General features: G+C 37.0%; 20 protein-coding genes. 9 read left to right on the top strand and 11 right to left on the bottom strand.

The genetic code is table 11. The features are described from left to right. Positions 1-232: 232 nt before the first annotated feature. Positions 233-1,642 (bottom strand): SpoVR family protein, encoded by a 1,410-nt coding sequence (locus F4V44_RS00805; RefSeq protein WP_150438083.1) that lies wholly within the window; start codon positions 1,640-1,642, stop codon positions 233-235. A gap of 254 nt (positions 1,643-1,896) precedes the next feature. Here F4V44_RS00805 and F4V44_RS00800 point away from each other — a divergent pair, with 254 nt between their 5' ends. Further along, a complete protein-coding gene (locus F4V44_RS00800; protein ID WP_150438082.1) occupies positions 1,897-2,151 on the top strand; it encodes a YhdB family protein in 255 nt (84 codons plus the stop codon). Between the two features lie 69 nt (positions 2,152-2,220). Here F4V44_RS00800 and F4V44_RS00795 read toward each other — a convergent pair whose 3' ends face one another. Then, entirely contained in the window at positions 2,221-3,963 is a 1,743-nt protein-coding gene (locus tag F4V44_RS00795) for a phospho-sugar mutase (RefSeq protein WP_150438081.1), read from the bottom strand. Positions 3,964-4,195: 232 nt separating this feature from the next. On the opposite strand from F4V44_RS00795, the gene F4V44_RS00790 reads away from it, so the two are divergent. Together F4V44_RS00790 and F4V44_RS00785 are read left to right on the top strand one after the other, a co-directional pair. Continuing rightward, positions 4,196-4,630 carry a disulfide oxidoreductase gene (locus tag F4V44_RS00790; protein ID WP_150438080.1) on the top strand — a complete coding sequence of 145 codons (435 nt, stop codon included), beginning with the start codon at positions 4,196-4,198 and terminating at the stop codon, positions 4,628-4,630. A 1-nt stretch (position 4,631) separates the two neighbouring features. After that, complete coding sequence (locus F4V44_RS00785; RefSeq protein WP_150438079.1) at positions 4,632-5,105, top strand: thioredoxin family protein; 474 nt, start codon at positions 4,632-4,634, stop codon at positions 5,103-5,105. Between the two features lie 30 nt (positions 5,106-5,135). Here the strand turns inward: F4V44_RS00785 and F4V44_RS00780 are convergent, their stop codons facing one another. After that, positions 5,136-5,534: a YhcU family protein gene (locus F4V44_RS00780; protein WP_150438078.1), complete on the bottom strand. Its 399-nt coding sequence runs from the start codon at positions 5,532-5,534 to the stop codon at positions 5,136-5,138. Positions 5,535-5,665: 131 nt separating this feature from the next. Between F4V44_RS00780 and F4V44_RS00775 the strand changes: the two genes are divergently transcribed. Beyond that, positions 5,666-6,583, top strand: a complete 918-nt coding sequence (locus F4V44_RS00775; RefSeq protein WP_396897464.1) for an RluA family pseudouridine synthase — start codon at positions 5,666-5,668, stop codon at positions 6,581-6,583. A gap of 51 nt (positions 6,584-6,634) precedes the next feature. On the opposite strand, the gene F4V44_RS00770 is transcribed toward F4V44_RS00775, so the two are convergent. Further along, a complete protein-coding gene (locus F4V44_RS00770; RefSeq protein ID WP_150438076.1) occupies positions 6,635-7,459 on the bottom strand; it encodes an aldo/keto reductase in 825 nt (274 codons plus the stop codon). 249 nt (positions 7,460-7,708) lie between these two features. Here F4V44_RS00770 and F4V44_RS00765 point away from each other — a divergent pair, with 249 nt between their 5' ends. The 3 genes from F4V44_RS00765 to F4V44_RS00755 all read left to right on the top strand — a co-directional run bounded on the left by F4V44_RS00765 (position 7,709) and on the right by F4V44_RS00755 (position 10,845). Then, positions 7,709-8,326, top strand: coding sequence for a DUF47 domain-containing protein (locus tag F4V44_RS00765; protein ID WP_150438075.1), 618 nt, complete (start codon positions 7,709-7,711; stop codon positions 8,324-8,326). A gap of 14 nt (positions 8,327-8,340) precedes the next feature. After that, positions 8,341-9,339 carry an inorganic phosphate transporter gene (locus F4V44_RS00760; protein WP_150438074.1) on the top strand — a complete coding sequence of 333 codons (999 nt, stop codon included), beginning with the start codon at positions 8,341-8,343 and terminating at the stop codon, positions 9,337-9,339. 204 nt (positions 9,340-9,543) lie between these two features. Then, positions 9,544-10,845: an NCS2 family permease gene (locus F4V44_RS00755; protein WP_150438073.1), complete on the top strand. Its 1,302-nt coding sequence runs from the start codon at positions 9,544-9,546 to the stop codon at positions 10,843-10,845. Between the two features lie 79 nt (positions 10,846-10,924). Here F4V44_RS00755 and F4V44_RS00750 read toward each other — a convergent pair whose 3' ends face one another. Further along, entirely contained in the window at positions 10,925-11,869 is a 945-nt protein-coding gene (locus F4V44_RS00750; protein ID WP_150438072.1) for an alpha/beta hydrolase family protein, read from the bottom strand. A 12-nt stretch (positions 11,870-11,881) separates the two neighbouring features. After that, positions 11,882-12,415 (bottom strand): helix-turn-helix domain-containing protein, encoded by a 534-nt coding sequence (locus tag F4V44_RS00745; RefSeq protein ID WP_150438071.1) that lies wholly within the window; start codon positions 12,413-12,415, stop codon positions 11,882-11,884. Positions 12,416-12,611: 196 nt separating this feature from the next. Here F4V44_RS00745 and F4V44_RS00740 point away from each other — a divergent pair, with 196 nt between their 5' ends. Next, positions 12,612-13,253, top strand: a complete 642-nt coding sequence (locus tag F4V44_RS00740) for a spore coat protein (RefSeq protein WP_150438186.1) — start codon at positions 12,612-12,614, stop codon at positions 13,251-13,253. Between the two features lie 123 nt (positions 13,254-13,376). On the opposite strand, the gene F4V44_RS00735 is transcribed toward F4V44_RS00740, so the two are convergent. After that, on the bottom strand, positions 13,377-13,979 hold the full coding sequence (locus tag F4V44_RS00735) for a YczE/YyaS/YitT family protein (protein WP_150438070.1): 603 nt from the start codon (positions 13,977-13,979) through the stop codon (positions 13,377-13,379). A 209-nt stretch (positions 13,980-14,188) separates the two neighbouring features. Between F4V44_RS00735 and F4V44_RS00730 the strand changes: the two genes are divergently transcribed. After that, positions 14,189-15,223, top strand: coding sequence for a lactonase family protein (locus F4V44_RS00730; RefSeq protein ID WP_150438069.1), 1,035 nt, complete (start codon positions 14,189-14,191; stop codon positions 15,221-15,223). A 40-nt stretch (positions 15,224-15,263) separates the two neighbouring features. On the opposite strand, the gene yhbH is transcribed toward F4V44_RS00730, so the two are convergent. The 4 genes from yhbH to F4V44_RS00710 all read right to left on the bottom strand — a co-directional run bounded on the left by yhbH (position 15,264) and on the right by F4V44_RS00710 (position 21,675). Further along, entirely contained in the window at positions 15,264-16,436 is a 1,173-nt protein-coding gene (yhbH, locus tag F4V44_RS00725; protein ID WP_150438068.1) for a sporulation protein YhbH, read from the bottom strand. A gap of 241 nt (positions 16,437-16,677) precedes the next feature. Continuing rightward, a complete protein-coding gene (locus F4V44_RS00720) occupies positions 16,678-17,703 on the bottom strand; it encodes a DctP family TRAP transporter solute-binding subunit (protein ID WP_150438067.1) in 1,026 nt (341 codons plus the stop codon). Between the two features lie 105 nt (positions 17,704-17,808). Beyond that, positions 17,809-19,500, bottom strand: a complete 1,692-nt coding sequence (locus tag F4V44_RS00715) for a methyl-accepting chemotaxis protein (protein ID WP_150438066.1) — start codon at positions 19,498-19,500, stop codon at positions 17,809-17,811. Positions 19,501-19,779: 279 nt separating this feature from the next. Beyond that, complete coding sequence (locus F4V44_RS00710; RefSeq protein WP_150438065.1) at positions 19,780-21,675, bottom strand: PrkA family serine protein kinase; 1,896 nt, start codon at positions 21,673-21,675, stop codon at positions 19,780-19,782. Between the last annotated feature and the right edge of the window lie 541 nt (positions 21,676-22,216).

The following is a 22,216-nucleotide window of genomic DNA, read 5'->3' as shown; positions in this document are numbered from 1 at the left end:
TTATATAATGCCTATAGGCTGCTTATCAAAACAGGTAAGAGCCATCTCGTTATCTTAATATTAGCCGATTTTCTTTCGTGCGTATACATAAAATCAAGAAACTCACATTCCTTTTTCTAGTAGCTGCAGCCTTAGACTTTATTCACTCTGGAATTGTATAGAAATAAAACAAGAGGCTGTCACTAAGTAAAAGTGCAGCCTCCTTTCATGTAAAAGAAATAAAATTAGGATGTTAAATAAATTTTCGTTGAATATTTTTACCATCATACGTAAATAAAATATGTCTTTCTTCGCTTATCGTTTCAAGATGGACGGCTCTTCCCCATAGTTGATGTACATATGGCAGAACCTTTTCTAAGTAACGTAAGTCCAATTCAATTCCTTCGTACCAATGCTTTAAATAGAGCTCTCCACTCTTCATATAATCCCCATCATTAACAGTAATATACGGAAATCCCCCATTTACCCGCATGTTTACAAGTTGATCACGGACCTGCTCCCATTCCTTCCCGACAATTTTATACTCTTTTCCTTGTTTCTGGAATAAATACATATCTTCACGCATAACCAAGTCTTTCGTTAAATAATTACGTAAAAAAGAAATATCCGATTCAATTTCACGAACTTCAAACATTTTCTCCCGGCCTGAACCTGGTACTACTCCTCTTTTTTGCATTTCATCTGTTGGATTGTTATATCTTTCTTCAATATCTTCAAAAATTTTCAATCCTAAGTAATATGGATTAATGCTTGTACGTGAAGGCTGTACAACACCTGCATTTAATTTTGCGAACTCTAACGCCTCAGCACTTGTTAAATCCATTTCCCGCAAAATCCGCTGATGCCAATAAGAAGCCCAGCCCTCATTCATAATTTTTGTTTCCAGTTGCGGCCAGAAATAAAGCATTTCTTCGCGCATCATGGTTAATATATCCCGCTGCCAGTCAGTCAGTTCACGACTATACGATTCAATAAACAGTAATAAATCCTTTTCAGGCTTTGGTGGGAATTTCCGCTGTTTTTTTGTATCTTCTTTTGCCGTCTTCACTTCATCAAGCGACCATAAATCATCATACTGCGTAGATTTTTTTACCTCTTCTTCAAAATCATTATCCTCTAAATTCCATGCCAACTTCGGCCTCATTAATGACGGATCAATATGTTCTTCAATAGCCAATACAGCATCTAGAAATAACTCTACCTCTTGTTTCCCATGCAGTATTTCGTATTGCCTGATTCGGTCAGCCGTTGCTGCCATGCTCTCAACCATTTCTCTTTTCGTGTTTTGAAAACGGACATTATTTTTAAAGAAATCACAGTGTGCCAATACGTGAGCAACAATTAATTTATTTTGAATAAGTGAATTTGAATCAAGTAAAAAGGCATAGCAAGGGTCTGAATTAATAACAAGTTCATAAATCTTTGATAAGCCAAGATCGTAATGAAGCTTCATTTTATGAAATTGCTTTCCAAAGCTCCAGTGTGAAAAGCGTGTAGGCATTCCGTATGCTCCAAAAGTATAGATAATATCTGCTGGGCATATTTCATAACGCATAGGATAGTAATCAAGTCCAAAACCTGAAGCAATCTCTGTAATCTCAGCTATTGCATATTCGAGCTCTTTCCTTTCTGCTTCGTTCATCCCACTCTCTCCCTTCATGCTTCCATATCACAATGTATGAGGGAAAAAGCTGAATGATGAATATTTGTGTCAAGCAATTAATGAAAAGGAAATGCAACTTGCCAAAGATATGTGTACTGAACTTGTAAAGAATGTGCAAAAGCATACTGGAACGTTTGTTGTTTTATATTGTGTCCAACATTTACACTGTAATATTTTTTTGTTCCTTCATACACTAATATCAACTCCTTAAAGACAAAGGAGGAGGAGAGGATTTGATGACTATGGATTATGACCGGGCATTATATTATACACACCGCTCGGAATGGGATAACTTATTAATCCTTATGGTAAGAACATCCGACAACTTTTTGGCAAAGAAAATTGAACATTTTCTTCATGCCTATAATTTTGAAAAGGATTATTCCATCATCGAAAAACATCTATATTCTTTACTTAGATATATTGATCATGCACTTGAACTGCATGATTACAATATAACAGAAGAAACACAATACATGTTGAAATGAGAGGCTGACTCTCAAGAAAATACAAAAACACGGGTTCTTCCTACAAGAATCCGTGTTTTTTAAAATGCTTTATTTTGACAAATCAGCTATTTTTTGTTCAACAAGCTCCATAAATTTCTTTTCAATATTTTCCAGCTTTTGCTTACTCTCTTGTAAACTTGAACCATGCACACTGAAATAAAATTTCACTTTTGGTTCTGTTCCAGATGGCCTTAAGCAAATCCAGGTCCCGTCTTCAAAATAATATTTAAGCACATTTGATTTTGGCAGGGTAATCGCCTTCTCTGCTCCATCTGCTTCGATTCGAGAAGAGGTTAAATAATCTTCTACTGCAGAAACCTTTAAACCGTCTAATGTTTTAAGCGGAGTAGAGCGGAAGGATGCAAGTGTTTTTTGAATTAATTCAGCCCCGTCCTTCCCTTTTAATGTTAAAGAACGAAGACCCTCCTGGAAATAGCCGTATTGATTAAAAATAGAAAGCAGCGCATCATTCAGGCTCATGCCCTTCTTTTTATAGTAAGCACTTACCTCAGTCGCCAAGAGCGCTGCCTGGACTGCGTCTTTATCACGTACAAAGTCCCCAATTAAATAACCGTAGCTTTCCTCATAGCCAAACAAAAATTTATATTCACCAGTTGTTTCATATTCCTTTATTTTTTCTCCAATAAACTTAAATCCGGTTAAGACATCCAGCGTTGTTACACCAAAGGATTCGGCAATTTTCCTTCCTAATTCACTTGTAACAATGGTTTTGATCATTACACCATTCCTCGGTAAAGTACCCTTTGCCTGCTTCTCAGATAAAATGTAATGCAAAAGAATAGCACCTGTTTGATTTCCAGTCAGAACGACATATTCATCCTTATCATTTTTGACTGCAATACCCAATCTGTCTGCATCCGGGTCTGTTGCAATCAAAAGATCTGCGCCTATCCTGTTCCCTTCCTCAATCGCCAATGTAAAAGCAGCGTGCTCCTCCGGATTTGGACTACTTACTGTCGAAAATTCTGGGTCAGGTAATTCTTGTTCTTTAACAACTGACACATGCTGATACTTTAAGGACTTTAACCCATTTCTAACCGGGATATTTCCTGTACCATGGAGCGGCGTAAATACGACTTTCACATCCACTTCATCTGCAATAGCAGGATTCTCTGAAATGGTCATTAGCTTTTCATTGTACGCTTGATCTATTTCTTGACCAATAATCGTAATTAAGCCCTTATCCATTAATTCTTGTTGGTCTTCTACTTCGATTAATAATTCATTTTCAATCTCGTTTATCTTTGCAATAATTACATCTGCTCCTTCAGGAGGCAGCTGTCCCCCATCCGGTCCATATACTTTATATCCATTGTATTCAGGCGGATTATGGCTTGCTGTAATAACAATACCAGAGAAAGCCTGTAAATAACGGACGGCAAATGATAACTCTGGTGTTGGTCGTAATGCATCAAATACATAGGTTTGAATATCTCTCGATGCCAATGTTTTAGCAGCTTCCATGGCAAATTCCGGAGAGAAGTGCCTTGAATCATAAGCAATGACTACCCCTCTTTTTTTAGCCTCAAATCCATTTGCCTCAATATAAGCAGCAAGTCCGGCTGTAGCCTTTCGTATCGTATAGAGGTTCATTCGATTCGTGCCAGCACCAATCTCTCCTCTCATTCCCCCTGTTCCAAACTCTAAATCTTTATAAAATGCCTCTTCAAGGCTCTTGTCATCATTTTTAATCTTATCTAATTGTTCTTTAACAACTTTATCTAACCCATCATATTGAATCCATTTTTCAGCCTTTTGCTTCCAATTCATTATGTAACCCTCCTGAATCAATCCATCTTTATCACATTATAAGCTTAATATGAGGTACTCTTTAAAATATACAGGAAATATACCAATTAATAAAGAAGTGCCCCGATTCATCTAGTAGAAAAAAAACAACAAACTTCGGCTTTTTATTTACACCTTTTCCATTTCCCATATATAATTCAAAATAGATGGAATAATTTGTACAAGCTAATACTATTTTCTTAAGGAGTCAAAAATGGTAAAAAATCAAAAAGATAAACGAGAGCCACTCCTTTTCACCGCCTGGGCAGCCTCTGTCATAGCTATGTTTGGCAGCTTGTATTTTTCGGAAATTCGTCAATTCGAGCCCTGTGAGCTGTGCTGGTATCAGCGTATCCTTATGTATCCCTTAACGATTTTATTAGGGATTGCTTATGTAAAAAAGGATTATAAGATGGCACTGTACTCCATGATTTTATCGGCAGTCGGAGGCAGTATTTCTATTTATCACTATTCAATACAAAAACTAAGCTTTCTTGCCGATTTTGCACCAGCCTGCGGAAGAGTTCCATGCACAGGTCAGTACATCAATTGGTTTGGATTTATTTCCATTCCATTTTTAGCACTAACTGCATTTATTATTATCTTCATTTGCAGTATTCTCATCTGGAAACAATCAAAGGAGAGATAAGATGAAAAAAGTACTTATATTTTTAGCTATCATTATTGTTTTATTTACTGGAGTCGCTGTCCTTACGAACATGCAAAACAGCGAAAAAGTGGAAGATAATCCATATGGAAAAGACACCCTTCATCCGGAAACCGTAGCCCTATTAGAAGATGAAAATTACCAAAACATTATCTTACCAGACGAGCTTGAACAAAAATTAAATGACAAGGAAGATATGACAGTTTATTATTTCCAGTCAACCTGCCCTTATTGTAAAGAAGCAACCCCCATTCTTTCACCATTAGCTGAAGAGATGGGGATTGACCTGGTACAATATAATCTACTCGAATTTGAGCAGGGATGGGATGATTACGGCATTCAGGAAACACCAACAATTATTCAATATAAAGATGGAAAAGAAGCGGCCAGAATTACAGGCTTAACGAGTGAAGCAGAATACAGACAATGGTTTCTTGAGAATAGTCAAGAAAAATAAAAGGCTGCATAGGCAGCCTTTTATTTTTCTCTATATAAGCAATTCATTTGCAGCTTTTGAATAGATACTTAATTCATTATTTCCTGTTATTTTTAAGTCAACGAACTGCTGAAATTCAAATGGAAAATTCAAACCGTATTGTTCTAGAATAGATATATTTTTATAGTATGTTTCAATATACTGCTCATCTAGACTCTCACTTTCAAGAATCGAAATTAATGTTTGTAAGCTTGTAATCACTTGAAAAGCATCTTTTAACGTATCCAATTTTTCAAATTGGCTCGACGAAATATGTAATACGTTAAGCCTTTCAAACTTAGCAATTTCATCATCTGAAAAATAATTCGGAAATACATCTGAATACAGTTGCCTAATTAACTCCATAATTTTTTCTTGCTGATCTGGAGTTGAAGCAAAAACCACCTTCACAAAATACCCCACCTTTAACTACTCAATATTCATCCATGTTAGATATACATAGAATAACATATTATCGTGTGATATCATGGTGGTAATTCACACCACAAGCAAGAGAAAATGGATAAAAGGAGCTTTTTATGATTGAAACAAGTCGGAAAGGTGAGTGGCTGGAAATCATTGTTCCGGAAAAATGGACAAACTATTCTGTCCAGGAAATATTTCGGACCTTTTGGCAGGCACCTAAAAAACTAACCCATTCTTTACGAATGGAAAAAGGCGTAAAAGTAAATGGCCAACCAGCTGATTGGACGGCTGCATTAAACTTAAATGATCGTCTAGCCATCCGTTTTTTTTCCGAGCAGGAATTCGGAATTCAGCCATCCTATCATGAATTATCCATTTTATATGAAGATGATCATTTAATCGTTGTCAATAAACCGGCTAAAATGGATACACATCCCAATGTCCCAGAAGAAACAGATACACTATCAAATGCAGTAGCCTATCATCTCCTTTCAAATGCAGAATATCGACAAGTTAAGCATGTTCACAGACTTGATCGTGATACAACCGGAGCCGTGCTATTTGCCAAACATCCTTTCATCGGCTCTATACTTGATCAAATGCTTGAAAAGAGGGAAATTAAGCGGACCTATCTAGCTCTCGTTCAGGGAATCATAACAGCCAAAAAAGGGACCATTAAGGAACCAATCGGACGAGATCGCCATCATGCAACAAGAAGACGAGTCTCTCCATCCGGTCAGAGGGCTGTCACTCATTTTGAGGTCTTGCAAACCAATAAAAAGCAGAATCTCACACTGGTAAAATGCTTCCTTGAAACTGGAAGGACACATCAAATCCGTGTGCATTTCAGCCATATAGGATTTCCTTTGGCGGGGGACCTTCTTTACGGAGGGAAACCGATATTTTCGCGTCAGGCATTACATGCCATAAAACTGGAATTTGTCCATCCAATTACAGAAGAAACAATCACATGCCATGCTCCATTTCTTGATACCCAAAATATTTTTACGGGAATTGACCCCTATTCTATTTAGATACATAAAAAATCCTGCAAGTGTGCAGGATTTTTTTATGTATTGTTATATTTAGAAGTCATCTGGATTTGGACCGAATCGTTTATTTTCATTTAATCCATTGATTTTTTCCATATCCTCATTTGTTAATGAGAAATTAAAAATATCCGCATTCTCTTTTATTCTAGATGGTGTCACAGATTTCGGAATAACAATAATATCATTTTGCAAATGCCATCTTAAAATCACCTGTGTGCTTGTTTTTCCATACTTCTCAGCAATTGACTGTAAGATAGGATTTTCTATTAAATTTCCTCTGGCAATCGGCGACCATGCTTCAACAGCAATATCGTTTTCACTACAAAAAGCCCTTACCCTTTGTTGTATCAATAAAGGGTGAAGTTCGATTTGATTCAAAACTGGTTTTTCGTTCGCATGGGAGAATAAATTCTCTAAATGATAAATTTGAAAGTTACTCACACCGATTGCTTTTATTACTCCCTCTTGGTATAGCTTCTCTAAAGCTTTCCAAGTATGTATATATTTATCCTTTACAGGCCAATGAACTAAATATAAATCAATATAATCCAAACCAAGCTTTTTACGGCTTTGTTCAAAAGCTGCAAGTGTTTCTTCATAGCCTTGATCCGTATTCCAAACCTTTGTTGTTACAAAGATGTCCTCCCTCGGAATCTCGCTTTCCTTCAGCGCTTGACCGACTCCCTCTTCGTTATCATAGAACGCAGCCGTATCGATGGAGCGATACCCTACGCTTAAGGCCATTTTTACCGTATCAACAGCAACGCTTCCGTCCTCCACTTTATAAACACCTAGACCAAACTGCGGCATGTCTATTCCGTTGTGCAAACGAATTTTATGATTTATGCTTATGACCATTTTAGCACCTCCATTACCTAATTTAACCATAGCTTAACACTAATATTAGATAGATTGAATAAAATACACACATAAATCCTTTAATCAAACAAATATTATATAGTACAAAAATACATTATAAAGATAGCAAGTCTGTTAATATTAATTTTATGTAAATTTTTCGTGAAATTACTTTAACATTCGACATTTTTCTTATAAAATTATCTAGGCTTATTTGGAAAAAGTGGATAAATAATTGGGGGTAACAAAATGGTATTCAAGAAAAAGGATAAATTCTCTACTTTACTAAACAACATTTCTTCTAATTTGAAGGAAGCAACAAACTATTTCTATGATTATAAATTAAAGAATGTCAGTGATTTAAAAATCTTTTCCGAAACAATGAAAGACTATGAGACAAAAGGAGATACATATATCCATGATGTCATCAAAGAATTGAATAATGCCTTTATCACACCTATCGAAAGAGAAGACATTCTTGCACTAGCAATGAGCATGGATGATGTATTAGATGGTCTTGAACATTGTTCCGCTCTATTTGAAATGTATTCTATTACCGTGGCTGATGATTTCATGCTGAAATTCGTTGATGCCATTAAAAACTGTACACATGAAATTCAAGATTCAATCGATCTTCTTGCAACGAAAAAGCTTCCACAAATTCGCGACCATGCAATCAAGATTAAAGATTATGAATCAAAATGTGACGGTATTCGAAGACAATCAATTAAACATTTGTTCTCTGTTGAAAAAGATCCAATTAAAATCATTCAGTACAAAGAAATTTATGAAAACCTAGAAGATATAGCTGATTACTGCCAAAGTGTTGCCAATACGTTAGAAACTATCATAATGAAAAATGCATAAGGAGTAATGACTAGATGGATGGACTTTTAATATTAACCGCTTTAATTGTCATTTGTGCCTTAGCATTTGATTTCATTAATGGGTTTCATGACACTGCCAATGCAATTGCAACATCGGTTTCAACTAAGGCACTTAGACCGAGGCAAGCAATTATATTAGCAGCAATTATGAACTTTGTTGGGGCAATGACCTTTACAGGTGTAGCAAAAGCAATTACGAAGGATATTGTAGATCCCTTTACATTAGAAAATGGCTCTGTTGTTATTTTAGCAGCGCTGCTGGCAGCTATTTTTTGGAATCTGCTTACATGGTACTATGGAATTCCAAGCAGCTCATCACATGCCATTATCGGTTCCATTGCCGGTGCTGCGATAGCTGCAGCCGGATTTAACGCACTAAATTATTCTGGCTTTCTTAAAATTCTTCAAGCACTTATCATTTCACCAATTCTTGCATTTGTCGCAGGTTATATTGTATATAGTATCTTTAAAGTAGTATTCAAAGAAAACAACTTAGCAAAAACAAATAAAGGCTTTCGGATATTTCAGATTTTCACTGCCGCTTTACAGGCATACTCTCACGGAACAAATGATGCACAAAAAGCAATGGGAATTATCACAATGGCCTTAATTGCTGCCGGACAGCTTTCTACAGACGATGTCCCATTCTGGGTTCAATTTTCCTGTGCTCTTGCCATGGGTCTTGGTACTTCCGTCGGTGGTTGGAAAATTATTAAAACAGTAGGCGGCAATATTATGAAGATTCGTCCTGTAAATGGGGTTGCTGCCGATTTAACCGGTGCACTGATTATCTTCGGTGCCACTTATATTCATTTACCAGTAAGTACAACACATGTTATTTCTTCATCTATTATGGGTGTTGGCGCATCCCATCGCTTAAAAGGCGTTAAATGGGGCACGGCACAGCGCATGCTTATTACTTGGGTTATCACTTTACCGATTTCAGCAACTGTAGCTGGTATTTTTTACTATATACTAAATCTATTCTTTTAATTTGCCATGATTTCATATAAGAATCTAAAGGGTAGGAGTCCAGTAACGGATTCTTACCCTTTGCTCATTTACATGTATTTTTCTTCATTTAAAAGCATCAATATTTGTTTTTTACTTATACTAAGAAAAAACTTGAATTACATAATAAAAGCGAATATTATATAAAATGTGTTTGTAAAACGTTCGTAATTTATGGAGGATATTATGTTTAAACTCAAAGAAAACCACACATCCGTAAAAACTGAGATTATGGCCGGTGTCACTACCTTTTTAACGATGGTATATATCGTGGTCGTTAATCCTATTATCTTCTCCGATGCCGGCGTTCCTTTTGAACAGGTATTCTTGGCAACTATTATTGCCTCTGTTGTCGGAACTCTATGGATGGCACTATTCGCTAACTATCCTATCGCTATTGCCCCAGGTATGGGTATGAATGCCTATTTTTCCTATTCAGTTGTTGGTTCACATGGAAATATTGACTATCAAACAGCATTTGCGGCTGTATTTGTCGCAGGTATCATTTTCGTTATCTTATCTTTAACTCGCTTCCGAGAAGTATTGATTGAAGCCATCCCAGAAAACCTAAAACACGGAATTAGTGCTGGTATCGGTTTATTTATTGCCTTTATCGGTTTACGATTAACAGGCTTGATTACAAGCCACCCATCGAATCTCGTTGCACTTGGTGATCTTCATTCACCATCCGCCTTATTAGCATTAGTTGGTTTAGCCATTACATTAATTCTTATGACACTAGGCGTTAATGGAGCATTATTCATTGGAATGGTTTTGACTGGTTTAATTGCATTCTTTTTCGGCCAACTTTCATTCCAAGAAGGATTTGTTTCACTTCCTAGTCTCCCTGAAGGACTAATGGTTGCTAATCCAATTACAGCTTTTAGTGATGTGATTCAACACAGCCTTTATGCAGTTGTCTTTTCTTTCTTATTAGTAACTATTTTTGATACTACAGGTACAATGCTTGCTGTTGCACAGCAGGCTGGACTAATGAAAGGAAATAAAATGCCGCGTGCTCGTGAAGCACTTCTCTCAGATTCCATAGCAACAACAGTTGGAGCAATGTTCGGAACTAGTCCTACCTCTGCCTATATCGAATCATCTACAGGTGTTGCTGCCGGAGGGAAAACAGGATTAACTACATTAACTGTATCCGTCTTATTTATCGCAGCTGCCTTCTTCGGGCCGCTTGTCAGTGCAGTATCAGGACTATCTGCCATTACAGCTCCTGCCTTAATCATCGTGGGAAGTTTAATGATGGGAAATGTGGTCCATATCAAATGGAATGAATTTGAAGAAGCCTTTCCAGCCTTTTTAATCATTTTAAGCATGCCATTGACATCAAGTATTGCAACTGGTATCGCACTTGGATTTATTTCTTATCCTCTCTTAAAAATTGTAAAGGGTAAATGGCGTGAAGTTCATCCAATTGTTTATGTTTTTGCTGTACTTTTCTTCTATCAACTGGCTTTTCTGCCGCATTAATATGAAAAGGTGTCAGGCACCACAAAAAGGACAAATCGTTTCGTTTTGTCCTTTTGTGGTAACTGACACCTTTTTTGTGTTAAACAGGAAACTTTTCTTTCAGCCATTTTTCCACTCTTTCTAAAAGTTCAGCATCCATTGGCTGGTCAAACATACTTTTATATTCCTTCATCAAAGTAAGCATCTTATGTTCTTTCGGATATTTACGAAGGATATGATTCATATTATCAATCATATACCACTCCGCTTCACCTTTCACCATCCCTGCTATTTTTTCTGCATGCTCTGGAGGTGATTGAATATCTTTCTCCCCGCTTATCGCTAATGTTGGACAGGTTGCTTTTTGTAAATACGTACAGACATTATAGTCAAATTGCTCCCGCATCCATTTAGCATTCACTTTTGTCCCTTTGATTTTCAATGTGTCTTCCGTTGAATTCAGTATTTTTGCCATCACTGTATCCTGCTGTTTTTGAGCCTTTTTTGCTACATTCAGGATTTTAAATAGCCAGCCTTTAAATCCTTTTGTTTCCCTAATTTCTTTCATCGCCATGGCAAACTGTTTTGGCAATAAATCCTTTGAAGGCTCCGCTGCCCCTGCCAACAGAATAAGTCCGGCAACTGGTTCCCGGTCATGAACAGCCGGTGCAAGCAAAGCTCCCTCACTATGCCCCAAAATAACTATGGAATGGGTATCTACACGATGATCCCTTTTTAAAAACCGTACGCAAGCCGCGGCATCATCAATAAGATCGTTAACACCGGCTGTATAATAATCCCCTGCACTTTCATGAGTTCCTCTCTTATCATATCGAAGCGTGATAAAACCCAAAGAGGTTAAAAAATCAGTTAAATCCTTATAAAGATTGAGCGTGATTCCTTTGTCGTTGCCATCTCTATTCGTCATACCCGTTCCTGGAATAATTAATATAGCCGGATATTTTTCTTTGAAGTCAGTCGGGACCGTTAACGTGCCCTTAAGCGTAAATTGACTTTCAATCGTAACATATTCATTTTCCCCCATGTTTTCAACCTCCTAATCGGCTTCCGGAATAATAATCGTTGAAATAAATCGTTTCTTTCTATCGGGAGCTGGCTGATTTGTCGATGCATGTTGAAAAACCTTCACAATTTCATGAACGAAATCATGAAATTCATCATCAGTAAAATAGAAGGCAGTCTGCCTGTATGCAACACCATCACGTTCCAAATTAACTTCTTCCTTCTCTAAATAGCTCTCAAATTGAGCTAATAGATGGGTTGTAAATAACATAAAATATTGGATATGCTCTTCTTTAGAAACAGTGTTTACATCTTTAGCTGTTATGCTTGCTTCTAGCGGGTTTAAACAGTAAACCTTTTCAATTGTTCCACGAATTGGTTTCTCATCAGTAATAATTAATATATTAGCCTTTACAAGTGTATCAAGCTGACGATAAAGAGTTGCCTGAGCGATTTCTGGCAGGAGCTTAGCTAGCTCCTTTGCGGTTCTTTCATCACCACCAAGAAACTTTTGGATAATTCTTAAGCGGACAGGATGCAGTAAAATATCAATTTTTCGTTCTTTCACTATTAATCACCCTTTTGTTATTTATATTGATTATATTATCACTAGTGATAATATAAAGTCAATCATGTACCCCATTTTTAGATGACAATATCATTCATGGGTAAAACTCCCTTACATGATTAAAAACATTTTTAACACAATAATCATGTACGGCGAATACGCCTGCAATTATGATTTGGAGGTCATTCATAAAATGATGAACATACAGCAGCAACCAATGAACCAACAGTCCGCTATAAACAACCAAGCCATGATGCAGAATATGCAGCAGCCTACAGATACAAAGCATGGCGGTCATGAGCTAATGGATGTTCATGAAGTATTAAGCTGCACTATATCAACCCTTGATCAATATTTACTTTATAAGCAGCATGTAAAGGATCCTGAATTAACGGATATCATTAACCGTCAGCATCAATTTATGCTAGATAATTATAATATCCTAACAGAATGCTTTAAATCCGGTATGAACCCATCACACCATACTTCTAGATATGAAATGACGCAATCTAATGACGTGGTTTATGGCTTAACCCCAAGTCAGCCAAGAAAACCAAAAATGAATGCGTCAGAAATTGGAGACCGCTGTATATCCAATTACATGTTAGGATTAATAAAAGCTGACTCAGCTTTTCTGACAAAAGCGGCTCTTGAGGTAACAAACCCTGTTGTCAGAAGGGTCATCGCTGATTCAGTACCAAACTATATTGAAATGGCCTATGAAATATTCCAATACCAGAACAAGCATCAATACTACCAAGTAGCACAGCTGAATGCACAAGATATGCAGTTAGTACTTAACAGCTATACAACGACAACAGGTCAAACACTGCAATAACGAAAAGGGGATGTCCCAAAGCAAAGGTGTCAAGCACCACATACAGTATCCTTTATCACTTTGCGTAATATCGCATTGGATATAGATAACTTGTGGATGCCAGACACCTTATGGGACACCCCCTTAACTAATTGTATATATTTTTCGCGACAGTTGATTGAAAAATTGAATAATGGTTCCAATACATACAACTAATACAATCGTACCTGCTCCGATGTTACCTCCTACTAAGACTCCAATAATAATAAAGGTAATTTCAAGAATCGTTCTTGATGCCATTAGACTTAATTGGAATCTTTCACATAAAGCCACCATCATGCCGTCATATGGCATTCTTGGCAAATTAGGCGTTAAATAAATCCCCACCCCTATTCCAATTAATAATACACCTAATAGAAAGCAAACCCACCTTAACCAAGCGGTGCTTAAAAATAATTCTAAATCATAAAAAACAATTTCCATCCAAAAATCAACAACAAGCCCCCAGAAAATCATTGTAATAACCGATTCAAACTCGGGCCTTTTCTTTAAGAGTAACGAATTAAATAATAAAAACAATCCTTGTGAAATAATCACCCACGTTCCAAAGGTCAAACCCGACTTTTCCGATAAAACCATTAACACGACGTCTTGAGGACCTGCCCCAGCATTTGACTTCAAAATAAAAGTAACACCTAAACAAGCAATGCTGATTCCAACCACATAAAAAAGAATTTTTTTCCCCATCCGATTTCCCTCAATATCTATTTATTCTTTTCCTCATTAATTAGGATTATCTAGTTACAGGATACGTTGTTATAAAATATACAGCTTTTCCTCTATTTATTCCGATTGATTGGGAATTTCAAGTCCTTTTCTATAGAGAGCTGCTCGCTAATCGAATCTTAATTATGTTAAGATACAGATTGCATAGAAATTTATAGGAGGATCGATTGATGACAAAATTTCATGGGTTTATCGGTACATATACAAAAGGCGATAGTGAAGGTATTTACTCCTTCATCTTTGATACAGAAACAGCGGCAATTGAGGCAATTAGGCTTGCTGCAAAAATAGAAAATCCTACATATTTGACAATTAGTGAAAACAAAGAATATTTATATTCAGTTGCAAAAGAAGGAGAAAATGGAGGTGTTGCAGCCTATTCTCTTAATAGGGAAACAGGTGAATTGCATTTTCTAAATCAGCAAACAGTAAAAGGTTCACCCCCCTGTCATGTAAGTGTCAATCGGAATAATCAGCATCTATTATCAAGCAATTATCATAAGGGTACGGCTGCAGCCTATAAGATAAATTCAGAAGAGGGCACCATTCATACAAATCCTTCTATTGCCCAGCATCAAGGAGAGCACGCTGACCAAAAGCCACATACACATTTTGCAGCCTTTACTCCAGATGAAAAATATATTACAGTGATTGATTTAGGAATTGATCAGCTTCTGACTTACAAGTTAACTAATAATCAATTAGTAAAAGTGAATCACTTATCCTTTACGGCGGGGAGCGGCCCGCGCCATCTTGCCTTTCACCCAAACGAAAAAGTTGCCTATCTCATGACCGAATTCAGTTCAGAGGTCATTGTATTACAATATGATACCAATAATGGAGCATTCAAAGAAATCCAAACAATCTCCACTATCCCTGCTGATTTTAGCAGTAACAATCAAGGCAGCGCCATTAAGCTTTCTTCTGACGGACGATTTGTTTATGCAGGTAATCGCGGTCATAATAGTATTGCCGTGTTCAACATTGATACTGAGACGTACAAACTGACCTTTGTAGAGCATATTTCAACAGAAGGTGACTGGCCGCGTGATTTTTCTCTTGATCCGACAGAGGAATTTATGATTGCTTCAAATCAAGAATCGAGTAATCTCACCGTATACAAGAGAAACACTGAAACAGGAGAACTAACATTAATACAATCGGATATCACCGTTCCACACCCGGTATGCGTAAAATTTATATAGTAAAAAAACCGGCAGATGCTCTGAGCACTGCCGGTTTTTTTTATGCATATTGCTTTTTCTCATCCTCATTTTTAAAGAAGCTCTTCATGGCATGAAATACATCTGCTTTTTGCTTAAGAATATAATATTTGAAATGTTCATTTTTAATGTTTTTATAAGCAGACATAAGTGTTGAATGCCGATTATACTGATTGACCTCACCATAGCCGAACATGCTCGATAGCTTAATTAATTCCTCTACAAGCTTTACACAGCGAGCATTATCAGAGGTCAAATTATCTCCATCAGAAAAATGAAATGGATAAATATTATAGCGGTTTGGATGATATTTTTCCTCAATTAACTCAAGTGCTTTGCGATAGGCGGATGAACAAATCGTTCCACCGCTTTCTCCTCTTGAAAAGAAATCCTCTTCCGACACAACCTTTGCCTCCGTATGATGGGCAATAAACTCAATTTCTACCGTTTCATATTTGGATCTTAAAAACCTAGTCATCCAAAAGAAAAAGCTTCTGGCCATATACTTTTCCCATATCCCCATACTTCCGCTTGTATCCATCATAGCAAGAACCACTGCTTTTGAATCTGGTTTTACAATCTCATTCCAGGTCTTAAATTTCAAATCCTCCTGATAGATAGGATGAAATTTAGGCGTCCCTTTCATCGCATTTCGTTTAAAGGCAGACATCATCGTTCTTTTCTTATCAATATTTCCCATTAAACCGGTTTTCCGAATATCATTAAATTCAATATCCTCAACAATATTCTCCTGTAACTCTTTCTTTTTTAAATTTGGCAGTTCTAATTGTTTAAACAAGGCCTCTTCTAATTCCATTAAAGAAACTTCTGCCTCAAAATAATCCTCTCCAGGCTGGTCGCCTGCGCCCTGACCCTTACCAGGTCCTTTCTTTCCATCCGAACCATCACGAGCTACTACATCACCAACTTTGCTGTCCCCGTCGCCTTGACCCACATGTTTGTTCTTATCATAGTTATAGCGAATCTTATATTCGTCAAGAGAACGAATCGGTATTTTTACCACTTCTCGACCGTTTGACATAATAATACTCTCTTCAGTAATTAAATCGGGGAGATTATTACGAATCGCTTCTTGAACTTTTTCCTGATGCCGCTGCTGGTCATCTTGGCCTTTGCGATGGAGGGACCAATCTTCTTTGGAAATCACAAATTGATGGTTATTTTTATCGCTCATTTCAACCCCTCCTTAAAAGTTTTTGCTTATCTTTGCACATTTTTTCCTCACATGCATACACTATCCCGAGTGAAAAATGGAGATAAAATGGTGGATTACTCTATCATATGCGGAAAGACAAAATAATTTACAAGTAATTTCAATAATGAATCATTTGCCTAAAAAAAGGACAAGTATTCACTAATATCAAAAACCCGGTGTACAGCATCGTACACCGGGTCTTAAACATAGTTTATAATACTTACATCGAGACTTCTTTCATTAATTTATCAAATAATTCTTCTCCAACATCATTTTTGACATCTGAATAAATCTCACTCATCGCATGTTTAAATTCCTGTTTTTGTGCTTCTGTTAACTCCAAAACCTCCATCCCCTGATCCTTTAACAACTGCAATGCCTGTTCTTCATCTTCTTTTGATAACTGTCTGTTATACTCACGAGTTTCATAGGCCGCATCACGAACAACCTGCTGCAAATCATCAGGAAGACTATCAAAAAACTGTTTATTCATGACCACCGGCCAAGGTGAATACGTATGACCTGTGAGAGATAAATATTTCTGAACTTCATAGAATTTCATAGAATACATGAGTGAAAGAGGCGTTTCCTGGGCATCAACTGTATGATTCTCCAGTGCTGCATATAATTCTGTAAAAGCAATTGGTGTCGCATTTGCTCCGGCTAAAGACCATGCTTTAATTTGCATTGGATTTTCTAGTGTCCGCATATTAATTCCTGCAAAATCTGAAACACTTGCAATGGGAAGGATACTGTTTGTCAGATGCCGGAATCCATTTTCCCAATAAGCTAATCCAACTAAACCTTTATCAGACATTGAATCAAGTACCTCCTGCCCTACTTCCCCATCTAACACTCTATGAGCCATTTGACGATCGGTAAATAAATAGGGAAGATCCCAAACTGCCATACTCTTGGTTACTGCATCTAAAGGCGCAGAGGCTGGAGCCATCATTGTTAAATCACCAAGCAGAATTTGCTCAACCATTTCTCTTTCTCCGCCAAGCTCGCCGCCTGGATGGATTTCCACTTTTATTCTTCCATTACTATTCTTTTCAACCAGCTCTTTAAACTTCTCAAATGATTTTTGTGCAAAATGATCCTTTGCTGCCGCATGTCCTGCAACAATCACATAGGTATCCTTCTTACTTTCATCTTGATTTTTATTTGAAGAAGATTGACCGCATGCCGTCAAAACTGCTGCAAAAACCATAATAAATACCAATATAAATTTCCGTTTTCTCATGGAATGATACTCCCTTTGTCATCTCATTTTCTTCTATTTTTTAATTTAGGCTATGTTAACAAATCATGTTGATAAGTCAAAATTTAAACATGTTAATAAACAAATCTATAATTTAAATTTAGAAATAATAGACAGAAGATCTTCCGCCATTTTAGAAAGAAACTGTGCCGATGCAGCCACCTCTTCCATCGCAGCAAACTGCTGCTGTGTTGCTGCGGCACTCTCTTGGCTGTTATGGGTACTTCTTTCAGCAATCTCTTTTGCCCTTTCTATTGATTGCATAATACGATCACTTGCCTCTAACATGGTTGCAACAGAGGAAGAAACCTCATCTACCTTTTCTGTCACTTTTCCCATTGCCTTAGATATCGATTTGAATGCATGGCAGGCCTCTTCTGTTTCTTTCAATCCCTGTTCAACCTGCATACTTTCCTGTTCCATCATTTGTACGGATTCCAATGTTTCAACTTGAATATGGTGTATCATTTTTGTAATTTTTCCTGCAGATTTTTTTGATTCCTCGGCCAGCTTTCTAACCTCTTCTGCAACAACTGCGAAACCTCTTCCATGCTCGCCCGCTCTTGCAGCTTCGATAGCTGCGTTTAAGGCCAGTAAATTTGTTTGCTCAGCAACACCTGTAATGATTCCAATAATTTGGCTTATTTCATCTGAACGCTCCCTTAAAGAATGGATGGAACCGCTTGCTTTTGAAACAGTTTGTTGAATCTGATTCATTTGTCCAACAACATGGTCAATATACTTTTCGCCTTCTACAGTCAAATCACTTGTTATTTTCGTTAAATGAAGCATATCTTCACTGTTTACTGCCACTTGGTGTATCCCATTATTCATCTCATTAATTAAATGAGATAGTGCTCTATATTGTAATAATTGTTGTTCATTGCCTTCTGCACTATCCTGCGTCATTCTGGATACTTGCTCTGCAGCTGAAGTGCTTTCCATCGCACTGGCAGCCAACTCCTCACTGCTCGATGCCATACTTGTTGAAGATTCTTGAATCTGCCCCACAATCTCCCGTAAATCCTGCACCATTCTATTAGAGGAATCAAAAAGAATCCCGACTTCATCATTCGTTTTTTTCTTTAACTCCTGTATTTGTAAATCACCCTCTGCAACTTTATGAATCACCTCTGCTGCTTGTTTAATCGGTTTTGCTATCGAGCGACTCATCAGGACCGAAAGAACAATTCCAACACATACACTTATCAATCCTATTATTAGAACAAAGATCTTTGTTTCAGAAACCGAATAGGATGCATTCTGAATCCCATTAAATACAATTTTCTCCTGTCCACTATCAAGTTCTGCAATTTTTTTCTGAAAAACGTTAGAAATCGTTTTTCCTGATGTGTTCATTAAATTAATGTATCCGATTTCATCTCCTGCTTTTTTCAACCTTATTTCCTTTTGAACAATCTCATCATACCTTGTCTGGAAAGCAGCTAATTGTTTAATAATCTCTATATCCTTTTCATCGTTATAGCCTTCAAGCATTTGTTTTAGCTTCTTATTTGCTTGTGTTAAATACTCTTCATACTGCAATATGTATGTATCATCGCTTGTCATTAAGTAATTTTTTATTGTTGTAGATTGATTAAGATAAAGTACCTGTAAATCCTTTGCATGCATGGAATTTTCTACATTTTCATCAATAAGCTGTTTGTAGGTCTGCTCTGTAAAACTTATTCTATTAATTGAAATAACACTGCCAATTGCTAATAATAAAAGAATAAACAAAAATCCAGCTAATAGTTTCTTTCCTATTGTTAGCCCCATATGAAGTTCCCCTTTTAAATTGATATAATAATTCTAACGTACTTGATAAGTAAGGGCTGTGAGTAAAGTAACACTTATCTATTATCATGTAACTTTTGAACTATTTATCTGAACTGCCGCATAATAAGCAGAAGGAAAAACAAAACTTTGTTAGCGAACCATGTTGATAAGCCTGATTTTTGACTCATTCGTGAGAAATGGACACTGTGAATACACAAAGCCAAAAACAAAAAGACTATCCGATTGTAAAGGATAGCCTCAAAATATTATATTAATCTATTAACGATTTAATAAGCTGCCAACATAGCGCAATAATTCATTGGCAGAAGTAGAGTTATAGCCATGTTCATCAATTAATCGTGCAACGACTTCGTTCACTTTCTTTAGCTGCTGCTCATCTGGCGTTTTCGTAGAGGTTGTAATCTTAACTACATCCTTCAAATCAGCAAACAGCTTTTTCTGAATCGCCTCACGCAGGCGGTCATGTGAATTGTAATCAAATCGTTTTCCTTTACGAGCATAGGCAGAAATTCGAATTAAGATTTCCTCTCTGAATGCTTTTTTAGCATTTTCAGAGATGCCAATCTGCTCTTCTATCGAACGCATCAACTTCTCATCCGGATTGATTTCTTCACCAGTAAGAGGGTCCCGAAGCTTGATTTTGTTGCAATAGGCTTCAACATTATCTAAATAGTTATCCATTAAGGTCTTTGCAGATTCTTCATAAGAATAAACAAATGCCTTTTGTACCTCCTTCTTCGCAATATCATCATATTCCTTCCGTGCCAAGGAGATATAATTCAAATACTTTTCACGTAATTCTGCAGTAATGGATGGATGCTGGTCCAAGCCTTCCTTCAAGGAACGGAGTACATCCAAAGCATTTATGCTTGTCATTTCTTTTCGGATAATCGTGGAAGAAATTCTGTTAATTACATAACGAGGATCAATTCCGCTCATTCCTTCATCTACATATTCCTTTTTAAGCTCCTCAACATCCGCACGATTATAGCCTTCGACACTCTCACCATCATATAGACGCATTTTCTTCACTAAATCAATATCGCCTTTTTTAGGCTCCTTCAATCTTGTTAGAATCGTAAACATGGCTGCTACCTTTAAGGTGTGCGGTGCAATGTGAACATCAGACACATCACTCTCGCGGATCATTTTTTCATAGATTTTCTCTTCTTCCGTCACCTTTAAATTGTACGGAATCGGCATCACAATGATTCTAGAGTGAAGCGCTTCATTTTTCTTATTTGAGATAAAGGAACGATATTCTGTTTCATTCGTATGGGCAACAATTAATTCATCTGCACTTATGAGGGCGAATCTTCCTGCCTTAAAGTTACCTTCCTGCGTTAACGAAAGCAGGTGCCAGAGGAATTTCTCGTCACACTTTAGCATTTCCTGGAATTCCATCATTCCGCGATTTGCTTTATTTAATTCCCCGTCAAATCGGTAGGCGCGCGGATCTGACTCAGAACCATACTCAGCTATCGTTGAAAAATCAATACTTCCTGTTAAATCAGCAATATCCTGTGACTTTGGATCAGACGGACTGAATGTACCAATCCCTACCCTGCGGTCCTCAGAGAAAAATACTCTTTCAACTATCACATCTTCAATCCGACCATCATACTCTTGCTCTAAACGCATTAAATTTAATGGAGAGAGATTTCCTTCAATCCGAATTCCATATTCATCGTAAAAATCCTTCCGTAAATGAAGCGGGATTAAATGAAGCGGATCTTCATGCATTGGGCAGCCTTTTATACCGTAGACAGCCCCTCTATCCGATAATGAGTACGCTTCTAATCCTCTTTTCAACATCGTGACTAAAGTAGATTTACCTCCGCTGACAGGACCCATTAAAAGCAAAATACGCTTCCGGACATCCAACCTCTTAGCTGAAGGATGGAAATATTCCTCTACTAATCTTTCTAATGCTTCCTCTAAGCCAAATAGCTGATTGGAAAAAAATTTATATCTTTTATTACCACTTACTTCTTCGACACCAGAGTCTTTTATCATGTTGTAGACCCTTGAATGAGCTGACTGGGCAACCCATGGTTTTTCCTTAATAATCTCTAAATATTCGCCAAATGTACCTTCCCATTTAAGCATTTCCTCTTCTTTACGATATAGTTCAATTTTTTTTAATATATCCATATGGACCTCCCCTGTCGCATTATCCCAGTTTACTGGCCAAAGAACGAACTGACTGTAAAAGTCCGAGCAAGTGCCAACCTTCAAATAAAACGCCTTCTTATGATTTGTCACTTTCATCACTGGATAAAGGAGTACCCTAATAATGAAAGCTTCACTTTTTTCCAAGCTGATTAATACAATGTATGCTTAGTTAAGTTCCAACATGCCTAAAAAGGAGAATCAACTTGGCCTAGAAAGAAAAGGTATAGTTCTTTATTTATGCTAGAAATGAAAAATAATGATTACTATTTTGAAAACTAACTATTTTGTTTGTTGGAAATTTTCTAACATTGCATTCACAGATTTTTTAGAATAAGCTATAATGAAACTATCTACTTAATTAGTATTCATTTCCATAACTTATTAAAGGAGGCCTACATAACGATGGGGACAATCCTAGTTCTTGGAGTAATGGTAACTTTCCTGGCTGCGATTTTTACAGCAGGTTATAACGACAAACCGAAGATTACGAAGTAACAGCGAAAAGCGGAAGGCGCCCGCT

It is taken from the genome of Niallia endozanthoxylica (assembly GCF_008710145.1).
GTDB lineage: Bacteria > Bacillota > Bacilli > Bacillales > Cytobacillaceae > Bacillus_BD > Bacillus_BD endozanthoxylica.
Note: the sequence above shows the minus strand (reverse complement) of the source record. Positions and strands in the feature narration are given on the sequence as shown.

Bases quoted from the DNA above. Each gene is read 5' to 3' on its own strand.
- F4V44_RS00760 (WP_150438074.1), top strand. From the start codon at position 8,341: ATGGATGGACTTTTAATATTAACCGCTTTAATTGTCATTTGTGCCTTA.
- F4V44_RS00720 (WP_150438067.1), bottom strand. From the start codon at position 17,703: ATGAGAAAACGGAAATTTATATTGGTATTTATTATGGTTTTTGCAGCA.
- F4V44_RS00805 (WP_150438083.1), bottom strand. From the start codon at position 1,642: ATGAACGAAGCAGAAAGGAAAGAGCTCGAATATGCAATAGCTGAGATT.
- F4V44_RS00740 (WP_150438186.1), top strand. From the start codon at position 12,612: ATGAACATACAGCAGCAACCAATGAACCAACAGTCCGCTATAAACAAC.
- F4V44_RS00715 (WP_150438066.1), bottom strand. From the start codon at position 19,500: ATGGGGCTAACAATAGGAAAGAAACTATTAGCTGGATTTTTGTTTATT.
- F4V44_RS00730 (WP_150438069.1), top strand. From the start codon at position 14,189: ATGACAAAATTTCATGGGTTTATCGGTACATATACAAAAGGCGATAGT.
- F4V44_RS00790 (WP_150438080.1), top strand. From the start codon at position 4,196: ATGGTAAAAAATCAAAAAGATAAACGAGAGCCACTCCTTTTCACCGCC.
- F4V44_RS00770 (WP_150438076.1), bottom strand. From the start codon at position 7,459: ATGGTCATAAGCATAAATCATAAAATTCGTTTGCACAACGGAATAGAC.
- F4V44_RS00795 (WP_150438081.1), bottom strand. From the start codon at position 3,963: ATGAATTGGAAGCAAAAGGCTGAAAAATGGATTCAATATGATGGGTTA.
- F4V44_RS00710 (WP_150438065.1), bottom strand. From the start codon at position 21,675: ATGGATATATTAAAAAAAATTGAACTATATCGTAAAGAAGAGGAAATG.
- F4V44_RS00735 (WP_150438070.1), bottom strand. From the start codon at position 13,979: ATGGGGAAAAAAATTCTTTTTTATGTGGTTGGAATCAGCATTGCTTGT.
- F4V44_RS00750 (WP_150438072.1), bottom strand. From the start codon at position 11,869: ATGGGGGAAAATGAATATGTTACGATTGAAAGTCAATTTACGCTTAAG.
- F4V44_RS00755 (WP_150438073.1), top strand. From the start codon at position 9,544: ATGTTTAAACTCAAAGAAAACCACACATCCGTAAAAACTGAGATTATG.
- yhbH (WP_150438068.1), bottom strand. From the start codon at position 16,436: ATGAGCGATAAAAATAACCATCAATTTGTGATTTCCAAAGAAGATTGG.
- F4V44_RS00765 (WP_150438075.1), top strand. From the start codon at position 7,709: ATGGTATTCAAGAAAAAGGATAAATTCTCTACTTTACTAAACAACATT.
- F4V44_RS00785 (WP_150438079.1), top strand. From the start codon at position 4,632: ATGAAAAAAGTACTTATATTTTTAGCTATCATTATTGTTTTATTTACT.